General features: G+C 67.8%; 13 protein-coding genes. 10 read left to right on the top strand and 3 right to left on the bottom strand.

Annotation, left to right across the window (positions count from 1 at the left end; translation table 11 throughout):
* Positions 1-10 precede the first annotated feature (10 nt).
* Positions 11-637: a TIGR00645 family protein gene (locus CR918_RS18400; RefSeq protein WP_099844095.1), complete on the bottom strand. Its 627-nt coding sequence runs from the start codon at positions 635-637 to the stop codon at positions 11-13.
* A 113-nt stretch (positions 638-750) separates the two neighbouring features.
* Between CR918_RS18400 and CR918_RS18395 the strand changes: the two genes are divergently transcribed.
* The 4 genes from CR918_RS18395 (at position 751) to CR918_RS18380 (ending at position 6293) form a co-directional block, all read left to right on the top strand.
* Positions 751-1440 carry a glutathione binding-like protein gene (locus tag CR918_RS18395; protein WP_099844093.1) on the top strand — a complete coding sequence of 230 codons (690 nt, stop codon included), beginning with the start codon at positions 751-753 and terminating at the stop codon, positions 1438-1440.
* 213 nt (positions 1441-1653) lie between these two features.
* Entirely contained in the window at positions 1654-3879 is a 2226-nt protein-coding gene (locus CR918_RS18390; protein WP_099844091.1) for a S9 family peptidase, read from the top strand.
* Positions 3880-3904: 25 nt separating this feature from the next.
* Positions 3905-4420: a cytochrome c oxidase assembly factor Coa1 family protein gene (locus tag CR918_RS18385; RefSeq protein WP_080149602.1), complete on the top strand. Its 516-nt coding sequence runs from the start codon at positions 3905-3907 to the stop codon at positions 4418-4420.
* 76 nt (positions 4421-4496) lie between these two features.
* Entirely contained in the window at positions 4497-6293 is a 1797-nt protein-coding gene (locus CR918_RS18380) for a DUF885 domain-containing protein (RefSeq protein WP_049467778.1), read from the top strand.
* 76 nt (positions 6294-6369) lie between these two features.
* Here CR918_RS18380 and CR918_RS18375 read toward each other — a convergent pair whose 3' ends face one another.
* Complete coding sequence (locus CR918_RS18375) at positions 6370-6828, bottom strand: hypothetical protein (RefSeq protein ID WP_025877548.1); 459 nt, start codon at positions 6826-6828, stop codon at positions 6370-6372.
* A gap of 182 nt (positions 6829-7010) precedes the next feature.
* Between CR918_RS18375 and CR918_RS18370 the strand changes: the two genes are divergently transcribed.
* The 4 genes from CR918_RS18370 to CR918_RS18355 all read left to right on the top strand — a co-directional run bounded on the left by CR918_RS18370 (position 7011) and on the right by CR918_RS18355 (position 9612).
* Positions 7011-7259, top strand: a complete 249-nt coding sequence (locus tag CR918_RS18370; protein WP_032952021.1) for a hypothetical protein — start codon at positions 7011-7013, stop codon at positions 7257-7259.
* A gap of 123 nt (positions 7260-7382) precedes the next feature.
* Positions 7383-8300: a bestrophin family protein gene (locus CR918_RS18365; RefSeq protein WP_099844089.1), complete on the top strand. Its 918-nt coding sequence runs from the start codon at positions 7383-7385 to the stop codon at positions 8298-8300.
* A 19-nt stretch (positions 8301-8319) separates the two neighbouring features.
* On the top strand, positions 8320-9309 hold the full coding sequence (gene hemB, locus CR918_RS18360; protein WP_025877543.1) for a porphobilinogen synthase: 990 nt from the start codon (positions 8320-8322) through the stop codon (positions 9307-9309).
* Between the two features lie 33 nt (positions 9310-9342).
* On the top strand, positions 9343-9612 hold the full coding sequence (locus CR918_RS18355; RefSeq protein WP_025877541.1) for a gas vesicle protein GvpG: 270 nt from the start codon (positions 9343-9345) through the stop codon (positions 9610-9612).
* A gap of 220 nt (positions 9613-9832) precedes the next feature.
* Here CR918_RS18355 and CR918_RS18350 read toward each other — a convergent pair whose 3' ends face one another.
* A complete protein-coding gene (locus CR918_RS18350) occupies positions 9833-10696 on the bottom strand; it encodes a PD40 domain-containing protein (protein WP_099844087.1) in 864 nt (287 codons plus the stop codon).
* 48 nt (positions 10697-10744) lie between these two features.
* Here CR918_RS18350 and aroE point away from each other — a divergent pair, with 48 nt between their 5' ends.
* Complete coding sequence (gene aroE / locus CR918_RS18345; protein ID WP_033832490.1) at positions 10745-11590, top strand: shikimate dehydrogenase; 846 nt, start codon at positions 10745-10747, stop codon at positions 11588-11590.
* A gap of 3 nt (positions 11591-11593) precedes the next feature.
* Positions 11594-11944, top strand: a complete 351-nt coding sequence (locus tag CR918_RS18340; RefSeq protein WP_088101842.1) for a hypothetical protein — start codon at positions 11594-11596, stop codon at positions 11942-11944.
* Positions 11945-12002 lie beyond the last annotated feature (58 nt).

Raw genomic sequence — 12002 nt, 5'->3', positions numbered from 1 at the left:
GGGATTGGGATCAATGGACGGCAGACTTGCCGTGGCTCTCAGCCTTGTCGTGGCTGCCGGACATCAGCTTGTCGGTCCACGCGATGCCGATGGCCGACAGGATGAACACGCAGTGGATGATGGTCTGCCAGAGGACGCCGTCGGCCGTCAGCATCGAGCAGCGCGCCACGCCGATGTTGGCGGCAGCCACGCTCATCTGCTCCGGGGTGCACAGCGGGATACCGCCCAGCGCGCCGGTGGCGATGAACGTCTTCAACAGATGGATCGAGGAGATGCCGATGATCGCCATCGCCAGCTTCACCTTCAGCACGCTGGCGTTGACGTGGCTCAGCCATTCCGGCTGGTCCGGGTGGCCTTCCAGGCGCAGGCGCGAGACGAAGGTTTCATAGCCGCCGACGATCACCATCACCAGCAGGTTGGAGATCATCACCACGTCGATCAGGCCCAGCACGATCAGCATGATCTGCTGCTCGCCCATCGACACCGAGTGCGAGATCAGGTGCCACAGTTCCTTGCCGAACAGGAACACGTAAACGCACTGGGCAACGATCAAACCCAGGTACAGCGGCAGCTGCAGCCAGCGGGTAGCGAAGATCAGGCTGGACAGCGGGGACAGTAGCGGTCGGTTTGCACTCATGCGGAGGATGCTGCGTTTCGGGGGAGAGGCGAGGTTACCGGCCCGCCATGACGGTGCCAAGCCAACGCACGCACTAGACTTCAGGTTCCTTTCCGTACCCCAGAGCCGCCGCCATGATCGACCTGTATTACTGGCCTACCCCGAACGGCCACAAAGTGACCCTGCTGCTGGAAGAAGCCGGCCTGGAGTACCGCATCCATCCGGTCAACATCGGTTCGGGGGACCAGTTCAAGCCGGAATTCCTGGCCATTTCCCCCAACAACAAGATGCCGGCCATCGTCGACCACGCCCCGGCCGACGGCGGTGCGCCGCAGAGCGTGTTCGAGTCCGGTGCGATCCTGCTGTACCTGGCCGAGAAGACCGGCCGCTTCCTGCCGGCCGACCTGCGTGGCCGCGTCACCACCCTGGAATGGCTGTTCTGGCAGATGGCCGGGCTGGGCCCGATGAGCGGGCAGATGGGCCACTTCAATGTGTACGCGCCGGAGAAGATCCCGTACGCGATCGAGCGCTACGACAATGAAGTGCGCCGCCTGCACGGGGTGATGGACAAGCGCCTGGCCGAGCACGCCTTCCTGGCCGGCGAGGAGTACACCATCGCCGACATGGCCAGCTACCCGTGGGTTGGCGCCTACGACAAGCTGCCGGCGGACTTCGACGCGTTCCCGAACCTCAAGCGCTGGCACCAGGCCATCGCCGCCCGCCCGGCGACCCAGCGCGCCTATGCGCTGCGCCAGCAGGTCAACCCGGACGCAGGCAAGCCGCTCAGCGACGAAGAGCGCAGGCACCTGTTCGGCAAGCGCTGAGGATTCAGCGCAGGCCGCTGCGCTCGCCGGGCATGGCCCGGCGCTACCCAGCCCGCCAACGGTAGCGCCGGGCCATGCCCGGCGGATGTGCTTTGCTCGGTCCCTGCCATGGGCAGAAGGTCATGCTGTCTTCCTGCACCGCCTTGGTTAGGATGGACGCTGACCGTCCCGCGCCTGTCGCGGTGGCGGACCTGCCGTTTGCCGGGACCCTCCATGCGCCATCTGTTCGCCTCGCTCGCCCTCATGCTTGCCACCAGTACCGTCGCCCACGCTGAAAAACTCACCCTGGAAGCCATCACCGGTCCGCTGCCGTTGTCCGGCCCGACCCTGATGAAGCCGAAGGTGGCGCCGGATGGTTCGCGCGTGACCTTCCTGCGCGGCAAGGACAGCGACCGCAACCAGCTGGACCTGTGGAGCTATGACATCGGCAGCGGCCAGACCCGCCTGCTGGTGGATTCGAAGGTGGTGCTGCCCGGCACCGAAACCCTCAGCGACGAGGAAAAGGCCCGCCGCGAGCGCCAGCGCATCGCCGCCATGACCGGCATCGTCGACTACCAGTGGTCGCCGGACGCGCAGCGCCTGCTGTTCCCGCTGGGCGGCGAGCTGTACCTGTACGACCTCAAGCAGGAAGGCAAGGCCGCGGTGCGCCAGCTGACCCACGGCGAAGGCTTTGCCACCGACGCCAAGCTGTCGCCCAAGGGCGGCTTCGTCAGCTTCATCCGCGGCCGCAACCTGTGGGTAATCAACCTGGCCAGCGGAAAGCAGATGCAGCTGACCGGGGATGGCAGCACGACCATCGGCAACGGTATCGCCGAATTCGTCGCCGACGAGGAGATGGATCGCCATACCGGTTACTGGTGGGCACCCGACGATTCGGCCATCGCCTACGCCCGCATCGATGAAAGCCCGGTGCCGGTGCAGAAGCGTTACGAGGTCTATGCCGACCGCACCGATGTGATCGAACAGCGCTACCCGGCCGCCGGCGATGCCAACGTGCAGGTGAAGCTGGGCGTGATTTCGCCGGCCGAACATGCGCAGACGCAGTGGATCGACCTTGGCAAGGAACAGGACATCTACCTGGCCCGCGTCGATTGGCGCGATCCGCAGCACCTGAGCTTCCAGCGCCAGTCGCGCGACCAGAAAAAGCTCGACCTGGTAGAAGTCACCCTGGCCTCGAACCAGCAGCGCGTGCTGGCCCACGAGACCAGCCCGACCTGGGTGCCGCTGCACAACAGCCTGCGTTTCCTCGATGACGGCAGCGTGCTGTGGTCGTCCGAGCGCACGGGCTTCCAGCATCTGTACCGCATCGACAGCAAGGGCAAGGCCACCGCGCTGACCCACGGCAACTGGTCGGTGGATGAGCTGCTGGCGGTCGATGAAAAGGCCGGCCTGGCGTACTTCCGTGCTGGCATCGAATCGGCGCGCGAAAGCCAGATCTACGCCGTCCCGCTGCAGGGTGGCCAGCCGCAGCGCCTGTCGAAGGCGCCAGGCATGCACAGCGCCAGCTTCGCGCGCAACGCCAGCGTGTACGTGGACAGCTGGTCCAACAGCAGCACGCCGCCGCAGATCGAACTGTTCCGCGCCAATGGCGAGAAGATCGCCACCCTGGTCGAGAACGATCTGGCCGATCCCAAGCATCCGTATGCACGCTACCGCGACGCGCAGCGCCCGGTCGAATTCGGCACGCTCACCGCGGCCGACGGCAGGACGCCGCTGAACTACAGCGTGATCAAGCCGGCAGGCTTTGATCCGGCCAAGCGCTACCCGGTGGCGGTGTACGTGTATGGCGGCCCGGCCAGCCAGACCGTCACCGACAGCTGGCCTGGCCGTGGCGACCATCTGTTCAACCAGTACCTGGCCCAGCAGGGCTATGTGGTGTTTTCGCTGGACAACCGCGGTACCCCGCGCCGCGGCCGTGACTTCGGTGGCGCGCTGTATGGCAAGCAGGGCACAGTGGAAGTGGCCGACCAGCTGCGCGGCGTGGCCTGGCTGAAGCAGCAGCCGTGGGTGGACCCGGCGCGCATCGGCGTGCAGGGCTGGTCCAACGGCGGCTACATGACCCTGATGCTGCTGGCCAAGGCGTCGGACAGCTACGCCTGTGGCGTGGCCGGCGCACCGGTCACCGATTGGGGCCTGTACGACAGCCACTACACCGAGCGCTACATGGACCTGCCGTCGCGCAACGACGCCGGTTACCGCGAAGCACGCGTGCTGACCCACATCGAGGGCCTGCGCTCGCCGCTGCTGCTGATCCACGGCATGGCCGACGACAACGTGCTGTTCACCAATTCGACCAGCCTGATGAGCGCGCTGCAGAAGCGCGGCCAGCCGTTTGAACTGATGACCTACCCCGGTGCCAAGCACGGCCTGTCCGGTGCCGACGCACTGCATCGCTACCGCGTTGCCGAAGCTTTCCTGGGGCGTTGCCTGAAACCTTGATCATCATCCGGGAAGGAGCCCGCCCATGACCCTGCCGCCGCCGATTCCTGCTCCCTCCACCCTGGCTTCCGGCTGGTGGTGCCGGCATTGGCGTTGGGCGATGCCGTTGGCGGTGCTGCTGTTCCTGGCCGCACTGGGCGGCGCCATCGCCTGGAGCGTGCTGCGCTGGACCGAGGCCGCGCACGACAGTGCGCCGATGCGCGAGGCCATGCGCCGCGCCGGCTGCAGCGTCGAACTGGTGCAGGTATTCGGGGAACCGCTGCAGGCCGGCACGCTGCCGCTGGGCAGCATGCAGACCGCCATCAACGGCGAGCGCGATGTCGGCCTGACCGTGGCGCTGGAAGGGCCGCATGCGCACGGCCGCCTGTTCGTGAAGGGCACCCGCAGCGACGACGTGTGGGATTACCCGGTGATGTACGTGCTGGCCGAAGACAAGCAGACCTTCGACCTGAGCGCGCTGGATGATGCCGAGGCGGCCGGCGAATGCGAACTGCAGGCCTGTCGCGATCGTGGCGAATGCGCGCTGACGGCAGCGCTGTAGATGGCGTGACCTCCGGCCGATTGTCGCCACCGCCGTGAGCGCGTAGGGTGCGGGCAACCCTGTCCTGGAGTGCTCCATGAAGCCGATCGCGCTTGCCATCGCCCTGGCCCTGACCGCCGCCCCGCTGCTGTCGGCCCCACCGGCCCTGGCCGCACCGGCCGCCAAGGCCTCCACGCCGGCCAGCCCGGCCTGGGTCGCGCGCAGCAATGCACTGGCGCAGATCCTGCTTGATGCGCAGGGGCCGTTCCAGCCCGAGGAGACCGGCTTCTTCGGCGTGCCCGGCTACGACGACAAGGTCGCCGACCTCGGCCCGGACAACGACCAGCGCTACCGCGCCGCGATGGCCAAGGCCCGCGACGAACTGAAGGCCAAGCTGGCCAGCGAGAAGGATCCCAACGTCCGCCAGGACCTGGAGATCATGATCGCCGCCGCCAACCAGAGCATCGAAGGCAGCGAGCTCAACCAGAAGTACCTGCTGCCGTGGCGTGATGCGCCGCAGAGCGTGTTCAGCGGCCTCAACCTGCTGCTGTCCGACCAGGTGCCGGCCGAGCGCCGGGCCAAGGCGGTCGATCGCCTCAAGGCGTATGCGGGCCTGCAGCCGGGCGGCACCGCGTTCACCACGCTGGCCCGCCAGCGTTACGAAGAGCGGTTGAAGGACAGCACGCTGCTGCAGCCGACGAAGATCGAAGTGCAGCAGTCGCTGGACAACGTCGAGACCTACATCACCGGCATCGAGTCGTTGCTGAAGAAGTACCAGGTCACTGGTGCCGACGAGGCGATGAAGGCGCTTGCCGCACAGATGAAGGACTACGCCGCATGGACCCGCAAGGAGGTGCTGCCGAAGGCACGTGCCGATGCGCGCCTGCCGGCTCCGCTGTACGCCTACCAGCTCAAGCAGGTCGGCATTGATATCGACCCGAAGCTGCTGATGCAGCGCGCGCAGCTGGAGTTCATGGAAACCCGCTCGGCGATGCGCCAGCTGGCACCGCTGGTGGTGAAAGAGAAGGGCCTGAAGGTCAGTGATCCGAGCGACCCGGTGGCGGTGATCCGCGCGCTGAAGGGCGAGAAAATTGCCGATGACCAGCTTGAAGGCCACTACCGCAAGGTGATCGATGCCATCGATCCGTTGATCCGCGAACACCGCATCGTCGACGTGCCGCAGCGCGCGATGCAGATGCGCCTGGGCTCGGCCGCCGAAAGCGCTGCCAGCCCGGCACCGCACTTCCTGCCTGCGCCGCTGGTCAACAACACCGGGCAGCAGGGCACCTTCGTGCTGCCGCTGGGCAACCCGGCTGCCGGTGCGGGTGCGCAGTACGACGACTTCAACTTCGGTTCGGCGGCCTGGACGCTGAGCGCGCATGAAGGCCGCCCGGGCCACGAGCTGCAGTTCACCGCGATGGTCGAGCGTGGCGTGTCGCTGGCGCGCACGATGTTCGCGTTCAATTCGGTGAACGTGGAAGGCTGGGCGCTGTATGCCGAGGCGGAGATGGTGCCGTACGAGCCGCTGGACGGGCAGATGATCGCGCTGCAGTTCCGCCTGTTGCGTGCCGCCCGCGCGATGCTGGACCCGATGCTCAATCTCGGCCTGACCGACCGTGCCAACGGCGAGCGCGTGCTGATCGAGCAGGTGGGTCTGTCCAAGGCGATGGCCACCCAGGAACTGGACCGCTACATGGTGCGCATGCCGGGCCAGGCGGGCAGCTACTTCTACGGCTACACCCGCATCCTCGAACTGCGCATGCAGACCGAGCTGGCACTGGGCGCGAAGTTCGACCGCCTGGCGTTCAACAACTTCCTGCTCGACCAGGGCCTGTTGCCACCGGACCAGCTGGCCGAAGCAGTGCAGCAGCAGTTCGTTCCGAAGTACCGGTAGCGCCGGGCCACGCCCGGCGAGCGCAGCGGAAGAGACGCCGGGCATGGCCCGGCGCTACCCGCGGTGACGCTGCCGCTCAGCGCTGCGGGGTGATCGTCTGCGTCGGCAGGCGTGCCGGCGGCGCCGGATCCGGTACCCAGATCGCCACGCCGGCGGCGCGCTTCTGCGTCGTCGGTATGCCGATGCCCACGCCGCCGCCCACGTGCGAACCGTAACTGCCGGCACCGACCGACATGCCGACCGGCGAGCCACTGCTGCCCACGCCCATCAGGATCACGCCGTTGGCACCCAGTGCAGCCGCTTCGCGCTTGAGGCGAGCCACCGCGGCATCGGTCTGGCCCTGCGTGCCGAAGCCCACCGCCGAAGACGATTCCAGTTGGGCGATTTCCTGCGAACCGGCGGGCGGCGTCGAATAGATCTGCACCTGGGACGGATCGATCGGCGCGCGGGCGCGGCCCAGCATGACCTTGGAGGTGCTGGCGCAACCGGCAACGGTCAGCAGCATGGCCGCCAAGGCGACCCAACGGATGTTCATGGCGTATACCCCTGTAGGACTGGTTCGGATCATCAGCCGGGCACTCTGAATCGGCGCCAACATCGGGGGCTCGACCCATGGCCGCACGCTAGCACGGGGCCGGTGAGGCTGACGGCAACGGCGGTAGGCGGCGCTGCCGGGAACAGCTATGGTTGGCACATGAACAACCACGGGAGGGCGCTATGGGTGTGATCAGTCTGTTGTGGGGCGTGCTGGCGCTGCTGTGGATGATCCTGGCGTTGATACCGCTGCTGGGCTGGGGCAACTGGTTCCTGATCCCGTTCGCCGCGGTCGGCGCGATCATCGCCGCGCTCGGCATCCTGTTCACCCACCCCAGCAAGCGCGGCCGGGCGTGGACCGGGCTGATCCTGAACGGCATCGTGGTGGTGGTCGGCATCCTGCGCCTGGGGCTGGGCGGCGGCGTGATCTGAGCCGGCCGGGCCGGTGCGACCGGGCGTCGCAGGGACACGGCCGCCGGCCGGGCAGGGAGTAGAATGGGCGGCTGCGCGAGCCCCCCGCGTGCCTGTCGAACCGCGCCCTGCGCGGCTGCTCCCATGATCATTCGTTCCCGTCCCCACGGCTGGCAACTGCTGTACATCCTGCGTGGCTCCATCGTTCCGGCCATCGCGCCGAAGGTGCTGGCCATCCTCATCCTGTCCATCGCGGTCGCCGCGGTGGTGGAACTGGCGCCGCCGATCGGCATCGAGCGCGTCTCGGTCACCCCGTTCACCCTGCTCGGCCTGGTCCTGTCGATCTTCCTCAGCTTCCGCAACAGCGCCTGCTACGACCGCTGGTGGGAGGGCCGCAAGCTGTGGGGCCAGCTTGTGTTCGAATCGCGCTCGCTGGCGCGGCAGGTACAGGTGCTGCTGGCCGACGACGCACCGCGCCGCCAGCGCCTCGGCTACCTGACCACCGCCTTCGCCTATGCACTGGCCGCGCGCCTGCGCGCCCGCGACGTCGCGCTGGCGGCGGTGCCATGGCTGGACGAGGAACAGCGCGGGCAGCTCGTCCAGCGCGGGAACGTGCCCGATGCGTTGCTGGCGATGATCGCCGCCGAACTGGCCCAGGCCCGTCGCGCCGGCACGCTCGATTCCATTCTTTATGTCCAGCTGGAAGAGCGCCTGCACGCGATGTCCTCGATCCAGGCTGGCTGCGAACGCATCCTGACCACCCCGCTGCCGTTCGCCTACACCCTGCTGCTGCACCGCTGCGCGTGGATGTTCTGCGTGCTGCTGCCGTTCGGCCTGGCCAGCTCGCTGGGCTGGGCCACGCCGGTGCTGTCGGCGGTGCTGGCCTACGCCTTCTTCGGCCTGGACCAGCTGGGTGAAGAAATGGAAGACCCGTTCGGCCTGGAGCCGAACGACCTGCCGCTGGACGCGCTGGTGCGCACCATCGAGATCGACCAGCTCGACGCCCTCGGCGAACGCCCGTTGCCCGCACCCCTGCTGCCGCAGGGCTACCTGTTGCAATAGCCACTCCCCGGAGCCTGCCATGCCTCATCCCCATTACCGCCCGCGGCGCATGCGCCATGACGAATTCTCGCGCCGCCTGATGCGCGAGAACACGCTGACCACCGACGACCTGATCTATCCGGTGTTCGTGCACGAACCGGCCGGTCGCGTTGCTGTGCCGTCGATGCCGGGCGTGGAGCGGCTGTCGATCGAAGAGCTGCTGAAGGTGGCCGAGGAAGCGCTGGAACTGGGCATCCCGGTGATCGACCTGTTCCCGGTGCTGGATGCCTCGCAGAAGTCGCTGGACGCCTCGGCGGCGTGGGCCGAGGACGGCCTGGCGCAGCGTGCGATCCGCGCGCTGAAGTCGCGCTTCCCGGAGCTGGGGGTGATGACCGACGTGGCTCTGGATCCGTACACCACGCACGGCCAGGACGGCATCATCGATGACAAGGGCTACGTGCTCAACGACATCACCGTCGAAGCGCTGGTCAAGCAGTCGCTGTCGCATGCCGAGGCAGGCGCGGACATCATTTCGCCGTCGGACATGATGGATGGCCGCATCGGTGCGATCCGTCGTGCGCTGGACGCCGACCACCACCTCAACGTGCGCATCATGGCCTACTCGGCCAAGTACGCGTCGGCGTTCTACGGTCCGTTCCGCGATGCGGTGGGCAGCGCGGCCAGCCTCGGCAAGGCCGACAAGAAGACCTACCAGATGGACCCGGCCAATGGTGACGAGGCGATGCGCGAGATCGCCCTGGACCTGGAGGAGGGCGCGGACATGGTGATGGTCAAGCCGGGCATGCCGTACCTGGACCTGGTGCGGCGGGTGAAGGAAACCTTCGGGGTTCCGACCTTTGCTTACCAGGTCAGTGGCGAGTACGCGATGATGAAGGCGGCGTTCGCCAACGGCTGGCTGGACGAGCGCGCCTGCGTGCTGGAATCGCTGCTGGGCTTCAAGCGTGCCGGCGCCGATGGCGTGCTGACCTATTTCGCGCCGCAGGTGGCGCGTTGGCTGCGCGAGCGCTGACAATAGCGCCCACGACGGACGGAGGAACACGCGATGGGACCTGAAATGGGTTGGATGCAATGGTTGATCTGGGGCACCGGTACGCTGGTGTTCGGGGCCATCATCGTCGGCGTGTTCGTTGCTGCCTGGCGCGCCGCGCGGCGCCCGCCCGAGCAGCTCTCCGCTGCGGCCCGGGTTGCCCGCGAGCAGGCCGTGCCGGAAAGCGTGCAGGCCGAACTGGCCGCCCTGAACCGGCGCAAGGACAACGGCCAGCTCAGCGAAGCGGAGTACGAACAGCAGCGCGCGAAGGTGCTGTCGCGCTGATCCCCGTGGCCCGGGACCCGGGCCATCCACGCATGGCGTGGATCTACTGGTAGTCGCCAACCTTGGTTGGCGGTCCGTGTGCCGACCGATGTCGGCACCGGCCAGACGACGTCATCCACGCATGGCGTGGATCTACTGGTGGCGCCAACCCTGGTTGGCGGTCCGTGTGCCGACCGATGTCGGCACCGGCCAGAAGGCGTCATCCACGCATGGCGTGGATCTACTGCATGCACCCGGGCACTGCCGCCACCTTCGGCACGGCCAGCCGGTATACATCCACGCCACCGGCGCGGGGCGACTTCGCCGCGCTGCTGGCCACCATCATTTCGCCCGGCTTGGCGTTGTCGACCACCGGCGCGCCGGTCCAGCCGCTGGCCTGGTTGAACGACAGTCCGATCGGCTGCAGCGCAGCGCCCGTCCATGCACAACCGCTGGTCCAGACCTGCGCGGTGTCACCGCTGCCCCGGCTGAAGGCCACCGCGCCAGCGCTGCCCAGCCAGTCGCCATCGGTTTCATCGGCGGGGCTGTTCAATGCCTGCAATGCCGTCGTCGGGCCTCGCACGCCCTGCGCGTCCAACGAGGCCACGAACAGGTCCCAGCCGGCACCACGGCCCTGCTGGCGGGCAAACAGCAGCTGTCGCCCGTCCGCGCTCAATGCCGGCCCGCGCTCTTCATGGCGGCCACCATCGCCTGCCAGCGCTTGCGGCGCCCTCATGCTGCCATCGGCGGCGATCGCCGCCCGGTACAGCCCCGACCGGCCCTCGCGGCCTGCGGCGAACAGCAGCCAGCGGCCATCGCGGCTGAAATACGGATCGCGCACCTCGCCGGACACCGCCAGCGGCAACGCCTGCGCCTGCTGCCAGCGGCCGTCGACCACGCTCGCCTGCCACAGCCCCCAGCCGGCCTCGCCACGGCGGGCGAAGACGATGCGCTGGCCATCGGCGCTGATCGTGGCCCGGCCTTCATCGGCACGGGTGGAGACCACGCCCATGCCTTCGATGCCGTACTCGTTCAACGCCATCGCCACCGGGGCAGAGAGTAGACTGGCGGCGAGCACCAGCAGGGTCGGGGCGATACGCATCATCCAGGTCCATGCACGAAAGAGCACCAGTCTAGCCAGCTTGAGGATTCCATGACCGATCGTTACGCCGTCTTCGGACACCCCGTCGCCCACTCGAAGTCGCCGCAGATCCATGCGGCGTTCGGTCGCCAGGAAGGCATCTCCCTCGACTACCGCAGCATCGATCTCGCCCCGGACGCATTCCTGGCCGGGCTGGAGGCGTTCGCCTCCGAAGGCGGTGTCGGTGCCAACGTCACCTCACCGCACAAGGAAGCGGCGTTCTCGGTGTGCACTACGCTGACCGCACGCGCGCGCCGCGCCGGCTCGGTCAATACCCTGCTGCGCAAGGGCGACCGCTGGCACGGTGACACCACCGATGGCATCGGCCTGGTGCGTGACCTCACCGACCGCCACAGCCTGGACCTGCGCGGCCGCCGCGTGCTGCTGCTGGGTGCCGGTGGTTCGGCGCGCAGCGTCGCTCCGGCGCTGCTGGATGCCGGCATCACCGAACTGGTGGTGGTCAACCGCACGCCGGAACGTGCCGATGAACTGATCGATGCCATGGGCGAGCCGGGCCGCGCGCTCAGCCGCTACTGGGACGATCTGCGCGACCTCGGTGATTTCGAACTGATCCTCAACGCCACCTCGGCCGGCCGCGATCGCGACGCCGAGTTCAAGCTGCCGCTGTCGCTGGTCAATTCGATGACCACGGCCGTCGACCTGAACTACGGCGAGGCCGCCATCGCCTTCCTGGCCTGGGCGCGCGCCGCGCAGTGCCGCAACACGGTCGATGGCCTGGGCATGCTGGTCGAGCAGGCGGCGGAGAGCTTCCTGCAGTGGCATGCCGTACGCCCGCAGACCGACGAGGTCTACCAGCAGCTGCGCGCCGGTGCCGGCGCCTTCGCCGGGCAGGACTGATCGATGGATACCCAGGCTCTGATGGTCTCCCTGCTGACCATGGTCGGCGTGCGCCTGCCGGTGCTGATTGCCCTGTGCGTTGGCCTGGTCTGGGTGATGGGCGCGCCGCGCGATCCGGCACGTACCGGCGCGCTGACCGGCCTGCTGCTGTTGCTGGCGTCCAGCATGGGCAGCCTGCTGGCCAACCTGGTGCCGATGTGGATGGTCAGCAACGGTGACTTCGGCGCGATCTCGCAGCTGAGTACCGTGCTGGGCGTGGTGCACTTCGGCCTGGCGATGCTGGATGCCGTCGGCACGGTCCTGCTGGTCTGGGCGCTGGTACGGTTGCTGCGGCTGCGCGCCGCTACACCCTGACTCCGATGGCGGCCTTGGCCGCGTCGGTAGCGTTGCGGGGCGTGCATCCAGCCATCGT

The sequence above is a fragment of the Stenotrophomonas indicatrix genome, from assembly GCF_002750975.1.
GTDB classification, from domain to species: Bacteria; Pseudomonadota; Gammaproteobacteria; order Xanthomonadales; family Xanthomonadaceae; genus Stenotrophomonas; species Stenotrophomonas indicatrix.
This window is presented reverse-complemented; position numbering and strand designations above follow the sequence as displayed.

Excerpts from the sequence above, each read along its gene's own strand:
- CR918_RS18340 (WP_088101842.1), top strand. The coding sequence starts at position 11,594 with ATGGATACCCAGGCTCTGATGGTCTCCCTGCTGACCATGGTCGGCGTG.
- hemB (WP_025877543.1), top strand. The coding sequence starts at position 8,320 with ATGCCTCATCCCCATTACCGCCCGCGGCGCATGCGCCATGACGAATTC.
- CR918_RS18390 (WP_099844091.1), top strand. The coding sequence starts at position 1,654 with ATGCGCCATCTGTTCGCCTCGCTCGCCCTCATGCTTGCCACCAGTACC.
- CR918_RS18395 (WP_099844093.1), top strand. The coding sequence starts at position 751 with ATGATCGACCTGTATTACTGGCCTACCCCGAACGGCCACAAAGTGACC.
- aroE (WP_033832490.1), top strand. The coding sequence starts at position 10,745 with ATGACCGATCGTTACGCCGTCTTCGGACACCCCGTCGCCCACTCGAAG.
- CR918_RS18400 (WP_099844095.1), bottom strand. The coding sequence starts at position 637 with ATGAGTGCAAACCGACCGCTACTGTCCCCGCTGTCCAGCCTGATCTTC.
- CR918_RS18365 (WP_099844089.1), top strand. The coding sequence starts at position 7,383 with ATGATCATTCGTTCCCGTCCCCACGGCTGGCAACTGCTGTACATCCTG.
- CR918_RS18375 (WP_025877548.1), bottom strand. The coding sequence starts at position 6,828 with ATGAACATCCGTTGGGTCGCCTTGGCGGCCATGCTGCTGACCGTTGCC.
- CR918_RS18355 (WP_025877541.1), top strand. The coding sequence starts at position 9,343 with ATGGGACCTGAAATGGGTTGGATGCAATGGTTGATCTGGGGCACCGGT.
- CR918_RS18385 (WP_080149602.1), top strand. The coding sequence starts at position 3,905 with ATGACCCTGCCGCCGCCGATTCCTGCTCCCTCCACCCTGGCTTCCGGC.
- CR918_RS18350 (WP_099844087.1), bottom strand. The coding sequence starts at position 10,696 with ATGATGCGTATCGCCCCGACCCTGCTGGTGCTCGCCGCCAGTCTACTC.
- CR918_RS18380 (WP_049467778.1), top strand. The coding sequence starts at position 4,497 with ATGAAGCCGATCGCGCTTGCCATCGCCCTGGCCCTGACCGCCGCCCCG.
- CR918_RS18370 (WP_032952021.1), top strand. The coding sequence starts at position 7,011 with ATGGGTGTGATCAGTCTGTTGTGGGGCGTGCTGGCGCTGCTGTGGATG.